Raw genomic sequence first — 19,930 nt, forward strand, 5'->3', positions numbered from 1 at the left:
AGAATCAATGACTGACAACATGATCGGCTGGGCGCTCGATACCGATGGCGTCCTCGTGCTCACGATGGACGACCCGAATCAGGGCGCCAACACGATGAACGCCCTGTACACGTCGTCCATGGCCGCGACAGTCGACCGACTCGAAGCCGAGAAGGACAGCTACGTCGGCGTCGTGCTCACCTCGGCAAAACGAACGTTCTTCGCCGGTGGTGACCTCGAGGACATGCAGGCTTGGGGGCCGCAGGCGAAGAATCCGGTGTCGGCCACCGAGGTCACCACTTACCTCAACGAACTCAAGAAGGTCCTGCGGCGACTCGAGGTGCTGGGTAAGCCGGTGGTGTCCGCCATCAACGGCGCCGCACTCGGTGGCGGGCTGGAAATCGTGCTGCACACCCATCACCGCATCGCAGCCGACGTCAAGGGCAACCAACTCGGCCTACCCGAGGTCACCCTGGGTCTGTTGCCTGGCGGCGGCGGAATCTCCCGTGTCGTAAGGCTGCTCGGTATCCAGGCGGCGCTGGCGAACGTCCTGCTGCAGGGTCCGCGTCTGAGCCCGACTCGCGCGCTGGAGTTGGGTCTGATCGACCGGGTCGTCGGTTCGGTGGCGGAATTGCTACCTGCGGCCAAGGTCTGGATTCACGACCACACCGACGCCGTACAGCCCTGGGACACCAAGGGATTCAAGATTCCAGGCGGCGGACCGGCTGATGCGAAGATGGCTCAGGCCCTACCGGTCATCCCGAGTCTCCTGCGCAAGCAACTCAAAGGTGCACCGATGCCGGCGCCGCGCGCGATCATGGCGGCCGCGATCGAGGGCGCGTACGTCGACATCGACACCGCCGACGAGATCGAGACCCGCTACTTCGTCTCGCTCGTGACCGGCCAAGTTGCCCAGAACATGATCAACGCCTTCTTCTTCGACCTCAAAGCGATCAACGGTGGAGCGTCCAGACCGGACGGCTACGACAAGTTCACAGCCAAGAAGGTGGGCGTCATCGGAGCCGGAATGATGGGTGCCGCAATCGCATACGTCTCCGCCCAGGCTGGAATCGATGTAGTACTCAAGGATATTTCGCTCGACGCAGCGGCGAACGGCAAGCAATACGCGGTAGCTCTGGAGGCCAAGGCCCTGGCTCGCGGCAAGACCACTGCGGAGAAGTCCGAAAAACTCCTTGCCCGGATCACACCGACCACCTACGCCGCCGATTTCGCGGGCGTCGACCTGGTAATCGAAGCCGCATTCGAATCGGTGGAGGTCAAACACCAGGTGTTCCAAGAAATCGAGAACATCGTCGAACCCGATGCGGTGCTCGGCTCGAACACCTCGACCCTGCCGATCACCATTTTGGCCGAGGGGGTCAAGCGCTCCGAGGACTTCATCGGAATCCACTTCTTCTCGCCGGTGGACAAGATGCCTTTGGTCGAAATCATCAAGGGCGCCAAGACGTCGGATGCTGTGTTGGCCAAGGTCATCGACTACACCCTGCAGATCCGTAAGACCCCCATCGTGGTCAATGACAGTCGTGGCTTCTTCACCTCGCGCGTCATCGGCAAGTTCCTCGACGAGGCGATGGCTGCCGTCGGCGAGGGCGTGAACCCCACGTTCATCGAGCAAGCAGGCGCACAGGCCGGATATCCGGCACCGCCACTGCAGCTCATGGACGAACTGACACTCACACTGCCGCAGAAGATCCGCAAGGAAACCGAGCGGGCACTGCTCGCCGCAGGCGAGACCGTTCCATTCCACGGTTCCAACGCCGTCATGGACCGCATGGTCGGTGAACTCGCGCGTACCGGGCGATCTGGCGGTGGTGGCTTCTACTCGTACGACAAGAGCGGCAAGCGGGTCGGCATCTGGCCAGGTCTGCGTGAAGCGTTCAAGTCCGGGTCCACGGAAATTCCGTTCGAGGACATGAAGGAGCGAATGCTGTTCGCTGAAGCGCTCGAGACAGTTCGCTGCTTCGACGAAGGTGTGCTGGAATCGGTCGCGGACGCCAACATCGGTTCGATCTTCGGTATCGGCTTTCCAGCCTGGACCGGCGGCGTGATCTCGTATATCAACCAGTACGACGGCGGTCTGCCAGCTTTCGTCGACCGCGCCCGAGATCTGGCGTCGAAGTACGGCAGTCATTTCGAACCCCCGCAGTCGTTGGTCGACAAGGCCGATAGGGGTGAAAAGTACTGAAGTAGTAGAGCATTAGGTGGTCCGCCTCGATCCGAGGCGGGCCACCTCGCACCGCTAACGCTGAAAGCTCCGCTCCCATTCTTCTTGGAATTTGCCCGTCAGTTCGGCAGTGAGCGCAGTGGTGTCCGGTAGAGGGATATCCTGCGCGCGTCCGACCGCACCCGAGATGTTCGGCAGAGCACTACCGTATCCGTACGAGAGTGCCTTCTGCCCTGCTTCTGTGACCATGAAGTTGGCCAGTACCTGCGCGGCATTCGGATGCGGCGCGGACGCAAGTACCAAGGAATACCACGGCGTTCCCCAAGCCGGCTCCGGCAGTACCCAGTCCACCGGGGCACCTGTCGCCATCTCCCTCACCAGCGGTTGCACCATCGGGGTTGCGGCAATCTCACCCGAGCTCAATGCTTGGGCGATACCCAGCGAACTCGGATAGATCCGAGGATTCAGGGCCGCCAGCCGTTCGTTGAAATCGCCAGTGCCCCAATTTTTTTCGAAGAACTGGTACTCGTCGACCACGGCCGCGAATCCGCCGGGGTTCACAACCCCGATCTTCCCCTTCAGTGCCGGATCAAGCAGGTCGTCCGGTGATCGAAGCCCCTGGGGCAGAGCGTCGGTGTTCCAGCCGAGCGCGAATATCGCCGCGCTGGTCAGAAAGAACTGGTCGTCGATCACACTTCGGTCGCGCTCGTACGCCGGATCGTGGAAGGCTGGACCGACAATCGGGGTGGAGAAGGCGCCGGAGGCGGCAGCATTTTTGATCCAGGTCGGATCCGACGACATGTGAACGTCGCCTACGCCCTTGCCTGTTCGATTCTCCGTCTCGATCCGAGGGTTCATCTCGACATCCGTCCCTCGGGTGACTTCCAGGGTGATCTGCGGGTACTGCGCCGTGAACGCAATTCGCAGTGCCTCCAGATTCGCGGGATGTTGGGTCGAGTAAAGGCGTACGGAACCTTCGGCATTGGCTGCAGCGACAATGTCGTCCCAGTTGCCGGAAACCGTGCTTGTCGGAGTCTCGTTGCTGCCACACGCTGCAGCCATCATCAGCGTGGCGACCGCAGTCACCGCTATGGCCGACCGGGGGAGAATCTTCATGGACATGCCCTTCTGGCGCGCGTTTGTCGCCCGTGATCCTCATCGAGCTTCAGGGTGAATCTCGAAAAATGTTAGAGAGTAAGCGAATTCAGGTTCGGGTGAGAAATAACCTGAATTCGGTTTAGCTTGCGACGGCAGCATATAGTCATGTGGCCCGTGTCACAACAGGGGCGATCGCAGGGCTGTTCCGCGCCGGTTCGATCAGCTAAACTGAATTCAATACAGGAAGGCTTGGAATGCCATGTCAGTACGCGCGAGCAAGGAAAGAGAGCGTTGATGGCTAACGATTTTCCCCACCTGTTTTCACCGTTCACACTCGGCGGGATGACCCTGAAGAATCGATTGGTGGCATTGCCTGCCGGTACGAGCATGGCCGCAAACGGTGTGCCGACACACGGGGACACCGAGCATTTCGAGCGGCTCGCGGCCGGTGGAGTGGGCCTGATCATCGGTGGCGCAACCGTGGTACACCCGACCACGACGCTGCGCTCACGAAAGCTCGTCGAGGCGTACATCGACGAATTCGTTCCCGCCACAGCCGCGAAAGTCGAAGTGATACACAGTCACGGCGCGAAGTTCATCGGCCAGTTGTGCCACCTCGGTCGCGAGTTCATCGGCGGCGAATCGGATGCGCCGCCGTCCGCCCCGTCCCCGATCAAGACAGCGCGCGATGCGTACCCGCCTCACGAACTCACGATTGCCGAGATCGAGGACATCGTCGAAGGCTGGCGGATCTCGACCGCGAATTTGGTCAAGGCAGGCGTAGACGGCGCGGAAATCCATGCCGCGCACGGCTATCTGCCTGCTCAGTTCATGTCCCCGTTGACCAACCAGCGAACCGATAGCTTCGGCGGATCTTTCGAGAATCGAATGCGGTTCCCCCGCTTGGTGATCGAGGCAATGCGTTCCGTCATGCCGACCGGATTTGTACTCGGCGTGCGACTGAGCGGTGAAGAGGAAATCCCCGGCGGAATGCAGATCGACGACTGTGTGCGCATCGCGGAGAACATGACCGAACTCGGTGTCGATTACTTCTCCATCACGCACGGCACCCGCGGTAAATACGTCAAGGACTCCACCAGTGAGGATGCGGTCGCGATCCCGTCCGCATCGAAAGTGCGGGCCGCGACCGGCATTCCCACCCTCGTCGGCCAGCGCATCCGCGACGCTGCCACTGCCGATCACGCGATCAAGTCCGGTCACGTCGACATGGTGGGGATGGCTCGGGCGCTGATCGCCGATCCCGACCTGCCCATCAAGTCGCAGACCGGCCGCCTCGGTGAGATCCGTGGCTGTCTCGGCATCAATCAGGATTGCCGCGCCTTCGACCCGCATCTGCACTGCGCGGTCAATGCTGAAGTCGGTCGGGGCCGGCATCCAGGTATTGGTGTCATTTCCCCGCGCACCAAGGAAGTTTTTGTCATCGGCGGCGGGCCGGCCGGACTCGAGGCAGCGCGCGTCGCGGCAGGGCGCGGGCACCGTGTCACCCTGTTCGAGCGGGACACCGATCTCGGCGGCGCTGTCCGCGTGGCCGCGGCTGCGCCGCATCGCGCCGCCTTGGTCGATATCATCGATTACCTTGGGCGAGAACTCAAACGGCTGAAAGTCGATGTTAACCTCGGTGCCGAAATTGACGCTGACGACCTTGCCGACATCCACTCGTCAGCTGACCACGTCATCGTGGCCACCGGATCGCGGCCGGCCGAACTACCGATCGAACTGTCGGCTCGAGCAGCAGCCACGGTCGACGACGTCTTGTCCGGTCGAGTGCCGGAGGTGGAAAGTCGTCGCGCAGTGGTTTTTGACAAGGCAGACGGATTCTGGCCGGCATATAGCGCGGCCGAGGCACTCGTCTTACAGGGCTGGCACGTCACATTTGTCACTGCTCTGCCTGCGCTGGTCTCGAGAATTCCCGCTGAAAGTGCGACCCCGCTTCTCGGTAGACTCGGCGACGCTGGAGTGGAATTCAAGATCTGCCATGACTTGGTGGTTCCGGAGGATTCCGCGTCGCCACTGATTCTGCGGCCTGTCTTCGGCCGCGGTGACACCACGGTCGACGGCGTGTTGACAGTCTGGCACCAACCACGGGTTCCGATGTCGAATCTGGGGCTCGCTCCTGGCGAGTCCGTCAGCGTCATCGGTGACTGCGTCGCGCCACGTCGGATCAGCCACGCTATCGCAGAGGGATATCGTACCGGCGCAGAATTGTAAGTGCGATTACGGGCCGAGAGCGCGGTCCATGCAGTTGAGTTCGATGGCGCACCAGGACGACAAAGGTATCTGTTGGCGGGATCGCTTCGCTAGCGCGCCGCATGTTCCTGCGGCGCAAGAGAGTTCCCCGGTGCGATGTTCGCGCAGTTGGACGGTGCAGGCTTACCGTTCAATCGGTCGTCGACCCAAGCGAGCGCACCGGGGAGCCAGAGCATGGCGCCGAGGAAGTGGCTGATGGTGTCGTACTGGTCGTACTGAATCGCCAGGCCGGCGTCGCAGTACTTGCGTGCGAGGCTGCGGACGTCGCCCGTGATCATGACGCCGTCTCCTGCGCCGACGTCGGGGCCGCCGGGTTGGGTGCCCTCGATGGTGCCGTTGGCTGCTTGCGCGATGAACATCGGAATGGTCGGTATCGCCGCGGTGCCCATGTTGATCTTGTTCACGACATCGACGTACTCGGGAACCGTATTGGGATCGGCGTACTCGGGTTTGACCAGATCCTGCCAGGTCAGTCCGGGATACTGCGCCAGCACATTGCCGATGGACGCGTCTTCGAGTCGAGCCATGACGTCGCGTCCACGGTCGCTGAGATACTTCCCGAAATCGATGTCGTACGAACGCGCAACGCCGACGACTGCCATGCCGACAACGCCGCCCCACCCGATGCTTCCGCTTGCGTAGCGAAGGTTGTTGGCCGGATTGACCAGCACGCCGCCCTGCGCGGCGCCGATCAAGTTGTCGTTGATCTCCGGTGCATACGCGGGAGCGAGGATCGAAGCCCAGTTGGTGGCGATGGCTCCGCCGGAGTACCCCATCAGCGCGATCTCGGCGTCGTCGGTGATTCCGGTTTCCGGGACATCTCGAGCGGCACGCAGAGCGTCGAGCGTCATCATCCCGTATTCGGGTCCGGCAGCGAAGTTCGCATCCGGGCCCTCGGTGTCCGGGACGACGATCGTGTAGCCCAGTGCGAAGAGCGGCCCGAACAGAGCCGCTTCGATGCTCGTGAAGGTTCCGCCGATGTTGAAGTTGCGCCCGCTGGGAGTCCAGTCACCGATCGGGGTGTTACCCGCGATGGCCCGCGACGGACTGTCGTCGGGGTTCAGCGAATCGTAAAAAGACTGGTACGAAACAACTTTGTTCGGTTGGGCGTTGGCCGGGCGCAAGATCGAAGTGACGTTGGCGGACGGCTGGCCGAGGGCATCGGTCGAGCGATAGAGAACCTGGACTGCCTGTATCGGGGTCGGGATGTTGAGCACGGTGTACGGCACGGTGCGGGTCTCGAGGACTGCACCCGGGGCATACGACGAGAGGGGTGCCGCGCCGTCGTAGCTGTAGAAACCGTCATCGGGGGACTTGGCAAGGGCCGGCTGCGCGAGCGCTACCGGTGCGCCGACGCCTGTCAGTGCAAGCGCGAGTACTCCGACAACTGCGCGAGATAAGACCCTTGACGACATACTCGTCCTCCACATTGGTGTGCCACGCCCCACCCTGAGATCGCGGTGTGACGACCACCATATATTACTCGCGAGTAATGTGGGGATCGGGCAGATCGGGCGCCGTCTCGAGGTCTCGCCGCAGGAAGATCTCGGAGGATTCGCCCGGGAGCAACAAGACTCCGGCGTCGGTGTATCCCATTGTGCGATAGAAGTTCTGGGCTGATTCGTCGGCGAGGGTGGAGGTGAGAACCTGTGAGTGTCCCGCACGGTTCATCTGTTTTTCCCAATATGTGACCAAGGCGCGCCCGGTGCCCTGGCTGCGGTGAGAAGACAGGACGGTCAGCATGTTCATGAACGGAATTTCGTCCCAGAACAAGCCCCAGCGCAGCCACCCGACTGCTTCACCATTGTGCTCAGCGAGGAGCACCCGACCGCGTTTAACCACGGACGTGAGTTCCTCAGCTGCGACGTGCGAGTCATGCTCACGTAAGAACGGCAAGTCTGTCTGTGCTGCGACGCGAATGTTCACCACACAAGTCAGTATCGCCGTTCAGTCGGCGACGGCGACCTTCGGCTTCGACAAGTACACAACTCCGGGGATGTGGTTGGGCTCCGTCCGCAACTGCACGTAGCCCGCCCGGGTGTACAAGCGAATGTTCCGGACGCTCCTACTTCCCGTGAACAACTCGAAACTGGTGATGTGCGCCGGAGCATTCTGTTCCACGTGCTGCAGGAGGCGCCGGCCGAGGCCTTTACCCGCCAAGTCCGGTGCCACCATGAGACGTCCTATCTGCCAGACAGTTCCGTCCGCTGTGCCTCGAACGGCCCCGACGAGCCGGCCGCCGCGTCGTGCGGTCCAGACAGTTGACTCCTCAATCCAGGAGGACCGTGGGAAGGTCCTCCTGGAGTGGGGGTATGTCCATGCTGTTATTGGAAATTGCTTCCGAAACCCAGCAACAGCGTTGTAGAACAAGGATTTCCGCGGCATCCTCATCCGTTGCGCGTTCTATGACTATCTCGTCCATGGTTTCCTTTACGAATCGGTTCTTCGCACCCGCAGGGCAATTGTTCAGCCGCAGGCTGAATGTGGCGCGCGGCTGAACAATTGGCGCGCGGCTGTGAATGCAGAGGGTTTCAATTCAGGCAGAACAAACAAAACGCCCGCGACCAATTGGTCGCGGGCGTTTCGTGAAAAAGAACGTCAGACAGTTGCCGGAGTGTTCTCGTCCAACTTCGGATCTGCATTCGCGATTCGCTTGTTGCGAATGAGGCTGCTGATGAAAGCAGCGCCGATCAAGAAGACACCGACGAGGCCGGTGATGATCTCGTTGATGTGAACGCCGATGGACACCATCAAGATGACAGCCAGAGCGCCGATGGCCCAGTGGGCACCGTGCTCGAGGTAGACGTAATCGGAGAGCGTGCCCTTGCGGACCAGGAAGACCGTGATGGAACGGACGAACATTGCGCCGACGAAGCCGAGGCCGAGGGCGATGATGATCGGGTCCGCCGTGATGGCGAATGCGCCGATGACGCCGTCGAAGGAGAAGGACGCGTCGAGGACCTCGAGGTAGAGGAACAGGAAGAAGCCGGCCTTGCCGGTTGCCTTTGCGAGCTGCGTGGGTCCGCCGGACTTGGCGGTTTCTTCCTCTTCGCCTTCTTCCGGCAGATTGAACAGTTCGCCCAAACCGTTGACCGCGATGTAGGTGATCATGCCCAGAACGCCCGAGATCATGACGGTCGAGACCTTGTCGTCAGCGGCGAGGAACGAACCACTCAGTACCAGGACGATGCCGGCCACGACGACCGAAAGCTGATCGAGCTTGCCGATGCGAGCGAGGGGCTTCTCCAGCCAGGACAGCCAGGTGATTTCACGCTCTTCGAAGATGAAGCCGAGGAAGAGCATCAGCAGGAACATGCCACCGAAGGCAGCGATCTGCGGGTGAGCGTCGGTGAGGATGGTTTCGTAGCTCGGCTCGCCGTTGGCGAAGTACGCGGCGTCGTCAGCAGGCGGGTTGAGCGCGAGGTCGAGCGCAGCTACGGGTCCGAGCCCGGAAGCAGCCCAGACGATCACGAGCGGGAACACCAGGCGCATACCGAAGACAGCGATGATGACGCCGATGGTGAGGAAGATCTTCTGCCAGAATTCACTCATTCTTTGCAGAACAGTGGCGTTGATGACGGCGTTGTCGAACGAAAGCGAGATTTCCAGAATCGACAGGATGATGACGAGGAACAGTGCCTCAGGTCCGCCGTAGATGAACGCAACGATCATCGCGAGGATCGAAATTGCGATGGATAAACCGAATATTCGCAGTACCACGGAGCGTGGCCCTTTCTAGTTGGTCAATGCAGAGTGGTTACTGCAAGCGGTCTCTCACCGCATCCGAACGTGAAAACGGGGAGGGTTCCACAGACTACTGCGGAACCTTCCCCGAGTCAGCTCGTCGAGAGCGAAGATCAGACGTTGACGCCGTAATCGCGCGCGATGCCCGCGAGGCCGGACGCGTAGCCCTGGCCGATTGCGCGGAACTTCCACTCTGCACCGTTGCGGTACAGCTCACCGAAGACCATGGCGGTCTCGGTGGAAGCGTCCTCGGAGAGGTCGTAGCGAGCGAGCTCGTTGCCGTTCGACTTGTCGACGACGCGGATGTACGCGTTGCGGACCTGGCCGAAGGACTGCGAGCGAGCTTCTGCGTCGTAGATCGAGACGGGGAAGACAACGCTTTCGACCTCGGCGGGAACCGCTGCGAGGTTCACGTCGATCTGCTCGTCGTCGCCTTCGCCTTCGCCGTCCGTGTTGTCACCCTTGTGCTCGATCGAGCCGTCGGGCGAACGGAGGTTGTTGAAGAAGATGAAGTGCTGGTCGGAGAGGACCTTCTTGTTCGAGCCTGCGCCGATTGCGCTGGCGTCGAGGTCGAAAGCAGCTCCGGTGGTGGAACGCGCGTCCCAGCCCAGGCCGACGACCACTGCAGTCAGGTTCGGGGCCTCCTTCGTGAGAGAGACATTGCCGCCTTTGGTCAAGCTGACGCCCATTCAGGGGTCCTTTCAAGAGGAGAGACAAGGCCCACTACGACGCGAAGTCGTCTTGGGAGTGTGTTTACCTCCACCACCCTAACCGCAGTTCCGGTGTGTTCGCCGTAACAGCAGAATTACGAACCGAGAAGCGAAGTGCTGGACCCGTAGGATTCAATCGTGGTGGGAAGATGGTCGGAGCGCTTCAATCGGGGGGCAAGAGTGGGGGAGTCGGTCAGTCGTGCGCGGGAGGCGCAGACGGCCATGGTTTCGGCGTTCCTCGACATGGACAAGCGGCAGACAATCGCGTCGGCAGCAGTCGATGCTTCCGCCGAGCTGTACCCCGAGCGAGGGCTGCGCGCGGAGTGGGAACCCGTTCGTGACCGGTGCTACCAGGCAGCGTCGGACTACCTCGACACATCCGAGCGATACGGCAACGACCAGGTACTCCACCAGAACCCGAACGGAGCTCGGGCCGCATTCGAGAAGTCGGTAGCCGAACTCGTCGAAGCGGCACAGGGCGTCGACGCCTTCTACAACGGGAATCGCGCGCACCTCGAGCAGGCGACGGTCACGATGTCCGCCATACCCGTTCTCGGCCAACAGGCCCGAACCCTGGCAAACGCCGTCCGGGAAAAACTTGCCGCTACCGATAAGCGATATCGCGAGTACCCGTCGGTGGCGACGGCCTCCGAACACCTCGACGATGCGGTTGCAGCGCTCGACAATGCGCGCACCTCCGGTCGTGCCGACGCCGTCCGCACCCGGGCCGAGAGTGTCCGCGAAGCGGTATCGGCGCTCGAGGAAGCGCTGGCAGAAGCCCCGTCGACCCAGCACCGTGCCGAGATGACGATCACCTCGGTCTCCACCAGGTTGTCGGCAGTCCGGACGCGAGTGGACCGACTCGACCCGGCGTACTCGGCATTGCTCCGCGAGTTCAACGCCGCGAGTTCTGCTGACCTCGTCGACAACAGCAGTCGCAGCCGAGCGCATATCGATCAGGCCGACATCGATCTCAAGGAAGCGAAGCAGTCGCTGGCTGCGGGAAACCCAGAACATGCACTGGCTTTGATGGCCGAAGCCCGAGTGCACCTCGCCGACGCCGAAGCGTGCGCCGACGCCGTGACGGACCGTCTCGCTACTCTGCGTGCAGTTCGGGCAGATCCGAGCCAAAAGGAACGTGAGGTTCGTTTCCGGTTGAAAGACGCCCAGATGTTCGCTGTTAACCAAGGGTTGGTGGCGGAGTGGGGCTCCGTACTCGATGCTCAACTAGCAAGGATCGAGCGAGCGAGTGCGTCACTGTCGGGAACTCATCCGGACTACTGGTCGTATGTATTACAGCTGGACTCGGTATCGACGTTCATCACCGAAGTTGTCGAGAAAATGCGGGCGCGAGCCGGCAAGAACTGAATGGTCGGGCCGATCGGGGGATCGGAGTTGCTCGACGCGTTGTCACAGGGGGTCGTTTCATGGACTTGATTGCGGTTACAGAGAGAAGAGAAATGCAGCACTTTCAACATCTCGAGGACGACGTGCGGGAGCAACTGTTCCTGCACGCGCCTCGATCGTTCGCGGATTCCGACGAGAGGGATCTGCTCGCGATTGCTCTGGGTGCAACTCTCTACGTTCCTGCCACCCGGGCCGGGTTGGCCGACATCGTGTCCAAGCGTGCGTCCGAGGGCGTCAGCTCGATGGTGCTCGATCTCGAAGACGCCGTCGCCGATCACGAGGTCGAATCGGCGCGAGCAAACGCGGTCGAAGCTCTCGACAAGATCGCGTCCACCGACGCCGTCGGAATGCTGCTGTTCGTTCGGGTTCGTGAAGTCGCGGACATCCACAAGGTCGCGGCATCGTTGACCGAGGGGCGCGCCGCCCTCACCGGGTTCGTCATCCCCAAGTTCGGCAGCGAGTCCGGCCCCGTGTTCCTCGACGCCGTCGCGGATGCGTCAGAGTTGCTGGGTAAGCATCTCTACGCGATGCCGGTGCTCGAATCACCCGCGCTCGTTCACCGTGATACGCGTGATCTCGAATTGCGCACCATCAGTGGGATTCTCGCGCAGCACCGCGATCGAATCCTTGCCGTCCGTATCGGCGCCACCGACATGTGCAGCACCTTCGGCATCCGTCGCGACCGCGATCTGACCATCTACGACGTGCGCGTGGTGGTCGACGTCATCGCCGACATCGTCAACTACCTCGGCCGCGCCGACGGTTCGGGTTTTGTCATCACCGGGCCCGTATGGGAGTACTTCGCCGATCACGAACGCATGTTCCGGCCGATGCTGCGCGCCACTCCGTTCGAGGAACACGACGCCGTCCGGTTCCGTCAGCATCTCGTCAGCCGCGACCTCGACGGTCTGCTCCGCGAGATCGCGCTGGACCGCGCCAACGGTATCCAGGGCAAGACGGTCATCCACCCGTCGCACGTCGCGGCGGTCAATGCGCTGTCCGCGGTCACGCACGAGGAATATCACGATGCCCTCGACATTCTCGGTGCCGACGCCGGTGGAGTTCAGGCCTCCGGCTACCGGAACAAGATGAACGAGATGAAGCCGCATCGCAATTGGGCGCGGCAGACCGCGCTCCGCGCTCACGTGTTCGGTGTGACCAACAAGGGGATCACGTTTGTCGAGTTGCTGACGGCGTTGGTCGATCGATGACAGAGCTTGTCCAGTCCAAGGATGTTCCCTGGGCTACAGCAGAATTCGGCTTGGACCTCGTTCACGGTGATTCGTCACTCGGGCATTCGGTGCCCGATCTGGTGATCCCGGGTCTTCGACGGAATCCGCGCCGGGCGCACCTGCTGGTGTCCACCGTGCTGGGTAAGCACGTGCCCACCGAGCCGTCCGTGGTCATCGGTGCGGCCGACGACCTCGGGGACTTGGTGCGAACCACCCTCGGTGACGGTGTGGACGTCGTCGTTCTCGGGTTTGCCGAAACTGCAACAGGTTTGGGTCACTGCGTCGCAGCTCGCCTCCACGCTCACTGCTACCTGCACTCCACGCGCCGAGACGTACCCGGTGCTACGACGCTCGCCGGGTTCGAGGAGGGGCACTCGCACGCCACGAGTCATTTGATGCAGCCCACGTCCGCCGAACTGTTCGAGAACGACCTGCCGCTGGTCCTCGTCGACGACGAGATCTCCACCGGCGCCACCGCGATCGACGCCATTCGGGCGCTGCATGGTCAATGCCCACGAAGCCGCTACGTCGTGGCCTCGCTGGTTGACATGAGAACCGAGGAGCACCGTGCCGTCAGTGAGGCGGCAGCCGCGGAGTTGGGCGTGCGGATCGATTACGTCTCTCTCGCTTCGGGTTCGACGGTCCTACCCGACGGCCTGACCGAGCGTGTCACGGCGCTGGATGCTCCGGACCTCAACCCGATCGGTGACCGGCGCGGCACATTGTCTCGCCTGGATCTGCCGTGGCCGGCACAGGTCCCCGACGGTGGCCGGCACGGATTTCTCCATGGCGACACCGAGGCATTCGAGTCCGCCGTCGAGGCGGCGGTGTCCATCCTCGGGTCGTCGATCGACCCGTCGCGTGCAGTGATCGTGATCGGTCACGAAGAGTTGATGTACCTGCCATTGCGGATCGCAGCGGGCTTGGAAGGCGCTGGGCGAGCAGTTCGGTACCAGACCACGACTCGCTCACCCGCCTACGTCGTCGACGTGCCGGGATACCCGCTGCGCCGCGGGTTCACGTTTCCGGCACCGGAACTGGGTGAGATCGAGCCTCGATACGTGTACAACGCGCAGTGGCCTGACGCGGCGGTCGACGCGGTTGCGTTGCTCGTGGTGGACGAACCGGCCGACACCGATCGGTTGACCGCGACGGATGGAGTGATCGAGGTGCTGCGAAACTCCGGCACCGACGTCCTGGTCGCCACCGTTCGCGGGGCCGATCCGTCGGCGCTGCGAGATTTCAGAGCAGGAGAATCGACATGAACGAACCATTGGTCGGACCCGATTTCGGTTCGTACGCGCCGGGTGAAGTGAAGTGGCTGCTCAAAGATCTTTCGCACGTGGATCTCGAAGCGGATGTATCCGTGCGCGAGAAGCGTATTCAGTCGGGTGAGGCTCATTATGCCGAATCTCTTCCCATCGAGTACCAACCCGATCAGGCATACCGGGATCTTTTCGAGACGGTGCTCGCCGAGAGCGCTCCACGGTTGGCGCGCGCTGTCGGGACCGTGATGGACCTGGTCTTGGCCGAGCGGGGGAGTGACATCACGCTGGTCTCACTCGCGCGGGCCGGAACACCGATCGGGATTCTGATGCGGCGCTGGGCCCAGCAGACCCGCGGGTTGACGTTGCCGCATTACGCGGTGTCCATCGTCCGTGGCAAAGGAATCGATTCCGTCGCACTCGATTATCTTGCGCACCATCACGACTCGGAGAACGTCGTCTTCGTCGACGGCTGGACGGGCAAGGGCGCCATCGCCCGCGAACTCGACGCAGCGTTGACGGAGTACCACGAGGCAGGCGGAGCGAAGTTCGACTCCGATCTGGCTGTTCTCGCCGACCCCGGACACTGCGTGCGAACGTACGGGACCCGTGACGACTTCCTGATCGCGTCGGCGTGCCTCAATTCGACGGTGTCCGGCTTGGTCTCACGAACCGTCCTCAACGACACCCTCATCGGGCCCGGCGATTTCCACGGCGCCAAGTTCTATGCCGACCTCGCCGACGTCGACGTCTCCAACAGGTTGCTCGACGTGGTCTCGGCCGAGTTCGATTCGGTTCGCGGCGACGCAGCGGATTCTCTTGCTGCAGTGCTCGATTCCGATCGGACGCCGACCTGGGCCGGTTGGGAGTCGGTGGAGAAGGTGCAGGCCGAGTACGGGATCTCGACGGTCAACTTCGTCAAACCCGGTGTCGGAGAAACAACCAGGGTGCTGCTGCGCCGGCTTCCCTGGAAGGTTCTGGTGCGCGAACTCGAAGCCCCGGAACACGCACACATCCGGTTGTTGGCACAGGCCCGTGGGGTCCCGGTCGAGGTCGTCCCGGATCTCGCCTACTCGTGTGTCGGCCTGATCAAGGACATCACGTGAGCCGTGTGGACACCGCTGCGTCCCAGGTCCTGATCGCCACGGATCTGGACCGCACGATGATCTATTCGCAGGCCGCGATCGGCGGCGATCCCAGTGGCTCCGACCTGGATTCGGCACCGAGCCCGCTGTGTGTCGAGTACTACAACGGCGGTCCGCTCTCGCACATGAGCGTCGAATCGATCGAACTGCTGATTACGCTCAGCTCGCGGGTTCCGGTAATTCCGACAACGACCAGGACCATTGCGCAGTTCCAGCGGATCGATCTTCCGGGCGGACCGTGGAAGTACGCGATCACGAGCAACGGCGGAAACATCCTCGTAGACGGCGAAGCTGATCGCGACTGGCGAAACGAGATCGACCGTTCGACCCGTAAGTCCGGCGCCGAGTTGCCGCAGGTTCAGGCGGAACTGGAATCGCGGATCGACTCGAGCTGGGTCAGCTCCATTCGTGTTGCCGACGACCTGTTTCCATACCTGGTCGTCGATCTGGCTGTGATGCCGAGTGATTTCGAAACCGAATGGAATGGGTGGTGCGTGACGCGGGGCTGGAACGTCTCGCGTCAAGGCCGCAAGATCTACACGATGCCCGACGCGGTCTCGAAGTCACGAGCGCTGGCAGAGGTGCGCCGCAGACTGGTCGAGTCGGGTGATCTGGATCAGTCCGCCGTCGTGATCTCGGCTGGTGACGGCGCATTGGATGCGGACATGCTCGAATACTCCGATTTCGCGATCAGGCCCAGGCACGGTGAGCTGGAAGAACTGAATTGGCAACGGCCGACCGTTACTGTGACAGAAAGGTCCGGTATCGCAGCGAGCGCGGAGATCTTGCGGTGGTTCTCTTCCGCGCTCGGGTAATACACGCTCTCTATGAAGGGGATTTAGTTGTCTGTATCGCTTGCCAAAGGGCAGAACGGCCCGCTGGACGTCTCGGATGTAGTTGTCTCGGTTCAGCTGGCTGCGGCCGCTGACCTGTCTGCACTCCTCGTGACGAGCAACGGAAAAGTTCGTTCCGACGCCGACTTCGTCTTCTTCAACCAGCCCACCGGACCCGGCGTGCAGTTGGTTCCCAACCTGGGTGGCATTGCCTCACTCCGAGTCTCACTCGCCGGCGTACCCGCCGATATCGAGCAGGTTCGCGCCGTCATCACGCTCGACGACGCTTCGTCGAACTTCGGGCGCACTGCTGCACCGACCGCTCGGGTCTCCGATGCGGCCGGGAACGTGTTGTACGAGTACGTGATCGACGGCCTCACCACCGAGTCCATCGTCATCGCGCTCGAGGTGTACCGACGCCAGGGTGCGTGGAAGGTGCGCGCCGTCGGCCAGGGGTACGCGGGTGGATTTGCCGCGCTGGTCACCGATCACGGTGTGTCCGTCGACGATGCGCCCGCGCCGCCGCCGCCCACTCCGGTCGCGGCTCCGGCTCCGATCACCCCGCCCTCGTCTGTCGCTCCTACTCCGCCGGCGTACAACCAGCCGCCGCCGCAGCAGCCTTCGTACAACGCGCCGCCGGTTCCGCCGGCCCCGCCCGCGTACAACCAGCCGCCTGCCTACAACCAGGGACCGACGCCGCCGGCCTACCCGCCGGCGCAGCAGCCTGCGTACAACCAGCAGCCGACTTACAACCAGGCACCCCCGGCGCCTCCCGTGCAGAACCAGCCGCCGGCGCAGCAGCCCGAGGTGAGCCTGGTCAAGGGACGTCCCGTCAGCCTGACCAAGGGCCAGAAGGTCACGCTCCGCAAGGAGGGCGGCGTCGCGCTCACCATGATCCAGATGGGTCTGGGTTGGGATCCGATCAAGAAGAGCGGCCTGTTCGGAAGCCGGACGGCCGACGTCGACCTCGACGCTTCTGCTCTCCTCTACGCCGACGGCAATCTCGTCGACGTCTGCTACTACGGTCAGCTGACGTCCAAGGACGGCTCCGTCCGTCACATGGGTGACAACCTGACCGGCGACGGCGACGGAGACGACGAGGTCATGCTCGTCGATCTGCAGCGAGTCCCGGCTCACGTGACCACCGTGATCTTCACCGTGACCTCGTACCGCGGACACACGTTCGAGCAGGTCTCGAATGCTTTCTGCCGTCTCGTGGACAGCACCACCAACTCCGAGCTCGCCCGGTACACGCTCCAGGGCGGCATGGCTTTCACCGGAATGGTGATGGCAAAGGTGTACCGCGTGAACGGTGAATGGAAGCTGCAGGCCATCGGTGAAGGCATCCAGGCCAAGCACGCAGGAGAAGCTGCGCCGCAGCTGGGCCGCTTCCTCACTGCTTGAGTCGAAACTGCATAAGCTCTGACGAATCCGGTTCGGCGGTAGGTGATTTCGATCGCCATCTGCCGAACCGGACATCGTTGTCCACTCTGTGCGTTAACCTCAGGCGGCATGTCGAGCCGTCAGTCGAGCGGCCGAGCGCGAGAGGACTTGGCACAGTAGATGATCATTCGAGGGAAACGTCTCGGTCGGGCGGCGGCTGTCGCAGGCGTTGTGCTGGCGCTCGTGAGCACCGGGATCGCGCAGGCTTCGGTACCGCAGTCGGAAACGCTGTCAGGTGTTTCCGGCGCCGGGATCAAGTACGTCGCCCTCGGTGACTCCCGCGCCTCCGGCCCAAGGCTGGAACCGATGTACCCCGACGCCTGTTCGCGTTCGTACGAGAACTTCGCGGGCAAGATCTCGCGGGCACTCGAGGTCGCCGAGTTCGCCGACGTCTCCTGCAGTGCGGCCCGCGCCGAGAACATCATCGACACCCCGCAACTGATTCCGAACTACTGGCCGGTCCAGCTCGATGCCGTCCACCCGGACACCGACCTGATCACCATCTCGATCGGCGGCAACGATTCCAACAGCATTTTCCTCGGCCCTCTGTGCGTCGCTCCGGGACCAGGAACCGATCGTGGATGTCGATACGACCCGCTCGCGAATTCCGTCGCCCAATCCGGAATCGACCGGGCTGCCGGAGAATTGGATCGCATCCTGACCGCGGTCACGCAGCGCGCGCCGAACGCTCGCATCTACCTGATCGGAGAGGGCGGCATGATTTCCTCTCGCGGATGCTGGCCGAACATCCCGTTCTCCGACGCCGACGCAGCCTGGTTCATGGACTATTTCGCGCGCTACAACACGAAGTTCGACGAGGTCGCTCACGCCCACGGTGTGCGCACTGTCGACATTGCGGCGGCGAGCATCGCCGGCGGACACGACGCATGTGCGAGTGCAGATCAGCGTTGGTTCGAGGGCCTGTTCTCGGAGTCCACGGCGCAGCGCTTGCACTTCACGAACGCCGGGATGACCGCGGTGGCCGATCTAGTGGTGGCGGACGTGCAAGGCTGACCGAGAGAGCCCGGTCATGGCATAGTTCGCTGCTGTGGGTATGACTTTTGTTCCCGGACAGAACGCGCCGCTGCAGGCGCCCGTGGTGACGTTTCGAGCCGAGAGCCAGACGCCGTTCGACGTGTCGGCGCTGGTAGCGGACGCGAACCTGCGGGCATTGACGTCCGCGGACTTCGTTTTCTACAACCAACCGTCCACCGCTGGAGTGCAACTCGACGAGAGTGGCATCCGGGTGGAGCTCGATCGACTTCACCCCGATGCGGCAGCGGTGTTGTGCATCGTGAGCGTGGATCCGGCAGCGACGGCCGCGGGAGCCTTTCGCACGGCGGGGCTCTCCGCCACCCTGAGCGATCAATCCGGTTCGGTCCTGGCCGAATTCGCGATCCCCACCGCAGGTACCGAGACAGCGGTCATCTGCTGGGAGCTGTATCGAAAGTCCGGTGCCTGGAAGATTCGGGCCGTAGGGCAGGGCTATGCGGGTGGTCTGGCGGAACTGATCTCGGTGCACGGCGTCGAGGTGGACGACGAGCCGGCACAACCAGCTCCGACAGCCGCGCCCGCGTGGGACTCCGCCGTGGAGCCGTTGGAGGTGGGCCGCGGCCTCGAGCGTGCGTGGATGATCTTCGAGGACGCCTCGCGATCTGCCGCTTCCTTCGTCTCCAGCAGCGAGTACGCGCTGGCTCGATTGGACGAAGATCTGACCGCTGCCGTCGCAGATCCGTCGTTGCGGAACTCGGCAGCGGGAGTGGCGGCGCGCGATGCCGCACAGAAGCGTCACGACGACCTCGTCTCACTCGCGCGGGACAACCATGCCCGCGACAGCGCTCAGCTTGCACACGAACTCGGCGTGATCGACGGCGTCCTCCCACGGTCGATGGCGTCGTGGAAGTCGGTGTCTTGGGCGGGTACAACTGATCCGGCCCAGATCACGGCCGTCAGCGACGGAATGCGTCTTGGCGAGCTGTCGGCTCCGGACCGCGGCACGCTCACCGTTCCATACTGCGTCCCGTTGCCGCTGCGCCGGCCGATCTGGGTGGACAGTACGTCGAGCAAAGCAGCGCTCGGTCTGATCAGTGCCGTCACCGTGCGCGTCATGGCCGCAGGCCCGATGCCGCTACTCGACGTCGTCGATCTGACCGGCTCGCTCACACCATTGACCGATCGACTGGCACCGATGCTCGCGGGGCCGGTCATCACCGCTCACACCGAGATCTCGGCGCGCTTGCGGGCACTGGCCGAGGCCGTCGACATGGGCGAACTCGCGCGAATGAGTGGCGTCGCCGATGGCCCGAGTTCCCTTCGCCTGTTGATTCTCAGCGATTTCCCGCACGGATACTCCGCCGAAGACGCACAAACCGTCATGTTCCTCGCCGAACGCGGGCCGGCAATCGGTTTGTCGATACTGATTGTCGGAGAGGACGAGTCGAACTTCGCGGAAGAATCCGTCGCCGCACTGTCCGAGGGGTGCCAACATCTTTCGGCAGCAGGGCAGACCGAGGTTCACGATCCCTGGACCCGCACGCAATGGCACTTCACCCCGGACGTGCTCGACCCGATCTCCGAGTCGCGAATTCTGGCAGTGTTCGACCGCACCTAGTGGCCGATGG

At 62.7% G+C, this 19,930-nt stretch carries 16 protein-coding genes; 10 read left to right on the forward strand and 6 right to left on the reverse strand.

The genetic code is table 11. From position 1 onward, the window contains the following. Positions 1–7 precede the first annotated feature (7 nt). On the forward strand, positions 8–2,185 hold the full coding sequence (locus tag ACFQ6Y_RS25970) for a 3-hydroxyacyl-CoA dehydrogenase NAD-binding domain-containing protein (RefSeq protein WP_378638874.1): 2,178 nt from the start codon (positions 8–10) through the stop codon (positions 2,183–2,185). Positions 2,186–2,239: 54 nt separating this feature from the next. On the opposite strand, the gene ACFQ6Y_RS25975 is transcribed toward ACFQ6Y_RS25970, so the two are convergent. After that, the gene (locus tag ACFQ6Y_RS25975; RefSeq protein WP_378638877.1) at positions 2,240–3,280 is read right to left on the reverse strand and encodes an ABC transporter substrate-binding protein; all 1,041 of its coding nucleotides are present in this window, start codon (positions 3,278–3,280) and stop codon (positions 2,240–2,242) included. Between the two features lie 276 nt (positions 3,281–3,556). On the opposite strand from ACFQ6Y_RS25975, the gene ACFQ6Y_RS25980 reads away from it, so the two are divergent. Next, positions 3,557–5,491 carry an FAD-dependent oxidoreductase gene (locus ACFQ6Y_RS25980; protein WP_378638880.1) on the forward strand — a complete coding sequence of 645 codons (1,935 nt, stop codon included), beginning with the start codon at positions 3,557–3,559 and terminating at the stop codon, positions 5,489–5,491. Between the two features lie 89 nt (positions 5,492–5,580). On the opposite strand, the gene ACFQ6Y_RS25985 is transcribed toward ACFQ6Y_RS25980, so the two are convergent. From ACFQ6Y_RS25985 to ACFQ6Y_RS26005, 5 genes are all read right to left on the reverse strand, one after another. Continuing rightward, positions 5,581–6,945, reverse strand: a complete 1,365-nt coding sequence (locus ACFQ6Y_RS25985) for a lipase family protein (protein ID WP_378638885.1) — start codon at positions 6,943–6,945, stop codon at positions 5,581–5,583. A 64-nt stretch (positions 6,946–7,009) separates the two neighbouring features. Beyond that, the gene (locus ACFQ6Y_RS25990) at positions 7,010–7,459 is read right to left on the reverse strand and encodes a GNAT family N-acetyltransferase (RefSeq protein ID WP_378638889.1); all 450 of its coding nucleotides are present in this window, start codon (positions 7,457–7,459) and stop codon (positions 7,010–7,012) included. A gap of 18 nt (positions 7,460–7,477) precedes the next feature. Beyond that, positions 7,478–7,921, reverse strand: coding sequence for a GNAT family N-acetyltransferase (locus ACFQ6Y_RS25995; protein WP_378638893.1), 444 nt, complete (start codon positions 7,919–7,921; stop codon positions 7,478–7,480). Positions 7,922–8,128: 207 nt separating this feature from the next. Further along, the gene (locus ACFQ6Y_RS26000) at positions 8,129–9,250 is read right to left on the reverse strand and encodes a DUF475 domain-containing protein (RefSeq protein WP_003941145.1); all 1,122 of its coding nucleotides are present in this window, start codon (positions 9,248–9,250) and stop codon (positions 8,129–8,131) included. A 137-nt stretch (positions 9,251–9,387) separates the two neighbouring features. Next, the gene (locus ACFQ6Y_RS26005) at positions 9,388–9,963 is read right to left on the reverse strand and encodes a TerD family protein (RefSeq protein WP_003941199.1); all 576 of its coding nucleotides are present in this window, start codon (positions 9,961–9,963) and stop codon (positions 9,388–9,390) included. Between the two features lie 243 nt (positions 9,964–10,206). Here ACFQ6Y_RS26005 and ACFQ6Y_RS26010 point away from each other — a divergent pair, with 243 nt between their 5' ends. The 8 genes from ACFQ6Y_RS26010 (at position 10,207) to ACFQ6Y_RS26045 (ending at position 19,920) form a co-directional block, all read left to right on the forward strand. Then, positions 10,207–11,352 carry a hypothetical protein gene (locus tag ACFQ6Y_RS26010; protein ID WP_378638899.1) on the forward strand — a complete coding sequence of 382 codons (1,146 nt, stop codon included), beginning with the start codon at positions 10,207–10,209 and terminating at the stop codon, positions 11,350–11,352. Between the two features lie 92 nt (positions 11,353–11,444). Continuing rightward, on the forward strand, positions 11,445–12,602 hold the full coding sequence (locus ACFQ6Y_RS26015; protein WP_230816763.1) for an HpcH/HpaI aldolase/citrate lyase family protein: 1,158 nt from the start codon (positions 11,445–11,447) through the stop codon (positions 12,600–12,602). Beyond that, positions 12,599–13,888 (forward strand): phosphoribosyltransferase family protein, encoded by a 1,290-nt coding sequence (locus ACFQ6Y_RS26020; RefSeq protein WP_378638903.1) that lies wholly within the window; start codon positions 12,599–12,601, stop codon positions 13,886–13,888. Before ACFQ6Y_RS26015 ends, ACFQ6Y_RS26020 begins: the two co-directional genes overlap by 4 nt. Further along, positions 13,885–14,994: a cysteine protease StiP family protein gene (locus tag ACFQ6Y_RS26025; protein ID WP_378638906.1), complete on the forward strand. Its 1,110-nt coding sequence runs from the start codon at positions 13,885–13,887 to the stop codon at positions 14,992–14,994. Before ACFQ6Y_RS26020 ends, ACFQ6Y_RS26025 begins: the two co-directional genes overlap by 4 nt. A 56-nt stretch (positions 14,995–15,050) precedes the next feature. Then, complete coding sequence (locus ACFQ6Y_RS26030) at positions 15,051–15,848, forward strand: HAD family hydrolase (protein WP_378639558.1); 798 nt, start codon at positions 15,051–15,053, stop codon at positions 15,846–15,848. 27 nt (positions 15,849–15,875) lie between these two features. Beyond that, positions 15,876–17,270, forward strand: coding sequence for a TerD family protein (locus ACFQ6Y_RS26035; RefSeq protein ID WP_378638909.1), 1,395 nt, complete (start codon positions 15,876–15,878; stop codon positions 17,268–17,270). A 159-nt stretch (positions 17,271–17,429) separates the two neighbouring features. Next, positions 17,430–18,323 (forward strand): SGNH/GDSL hydrolase family protein, encoded by an 894-nt coding sequence (locus ACFQ6Y_RS26040; protein ID WP_378638914.1) that lies wholly within the window; start codon positions 17,430–17,432, stop codon positions 18,321–18,323. Positions 18,324–18,363: 40 nt separating this feature from the next. Next, positions 18,364–19,920, forward strand: a complete 1,557-nt coding sequence (locus tag ACFQ6Y_RS26045; protein ID WP_378638918.1) for a TerD family protein — start codon at positions 18,364–18,366, stop codon at positions 19,918–19,920. Positions 19,921–19,930: the final 10 nt, after the last annotated feature.

Source organism: Rhodococcus sp. NPDC056516, from assembly GCF_042794655.1.
GTDB lineage: Bacteria > Actinomycetota > Actinomycetes > Mycobacteriales > Mycobacteriaceae > Rhodococcus_F.

What these genes read in the sequence shown, in the direction of transcription:
- ACFQ6Y_RS25970 (WP_378638874.1), top strand. Translation starts at nt 8, where the DNA reads ATGACTGACAACATGATCGGCTGGGCGCTCGATACCGATGGCGTCCTC.
- ACFQ6Y_RS25975 (WP_378638877.1), bottom strand. Translation starts at nt 3,280, where the DNA reads ATGAAGATTCTCCCCCGGTCGGCCATAGCGGTGACTGCGGTCGCCACG.
- ACFQ6Y_RS25980 (WP_378638880.1), top strand. Translation starts at nt 3,557, where the DNA reads ATGGCTAACGATTTTCCCCACCTGTTTTCACCGTTCACACTCGGCGGG.
- ACFQ6Y_RS25985 (WP_378638885.1), bottom strand. Translation starts at nt 6,945, where the DNA reads ATGTCGTCAAGGGTCTTATCTCGCGCAGTTGTCGGAGTACTCGCGCTT.
- ACFQ6Y_RS25995 (WP_378638893.1), bottom strand. Translation starts at nt 7,921, where the DNA reads ATGAGGATGCCGCGGAAATCCTTGTTCTACAACGCTGTTGCTGGGTTT.
- ACFQ6Y_RS26005 (WP_003941199.1), bottom strand. Translation starts at nt 9,963, where the DNA reads ATGGGCGTCAGCTTGACCAAAGGCGGCAATGTCTCTCTCACGAAGGAG.
- ACFQ6Y_RS26010 (WP_378638899.1), top strand. Translation starts at nt 10,207, where the DNA reads ATGGTTTCGGCGTTCCTCGACATGGACAAGCGGCAGACAATCGCGTCG.
- ACFQ6Y_RS26015 (WP_230816763.1), top strand. Translation starts at nt 11,445, where the DNA reads ATGCAGCACTTTCAACATCTCGAGGACGACGTGCGGGAGCAACTGTTC.
- ACFQ6Y_RS26020 (WP_378638903.1), top strand. Translation starts at nt 12,599, where the DNA reads ATGACAGAGCTTGTCCAGTCCAAGGATGTTCCCTGGGCTACAGCAGAA.
- ACFQ6Y_RS26025 (WP_378638906.1), top strand. Translation starts at nt 13,885, where the DNA reads ATGAACGAACCATTGGTCGGACCCGATTTCGGTTCGTACGCGCCGGGT.
- ACFQ6Y_RS26030 (WP_378639558.1), top strand. Translation starts at nt 15,051, where the DNA reads ATGATCTATTCGCAGGCCGCGATCGGCGGCGATCCCAGTGGCTCCGAC.
- ACFQ6Y_RS26040 (WP_378638914.1), top strand. Translation starts at nt 17,430, where the DNA reads ATGATCATTCGAGGGAAACGTCTCGGTCGGGCGGCGGCTGTCGCAGGC.
- ACFQ6Y_RS26045 (WP_378638918.1), top strand. Translation starts at nt 18,364, where the DNA reads ATGACTTTTGTTCCCGGACAGAACGCGCCGCTGCAGGCGCCCGTGGTG.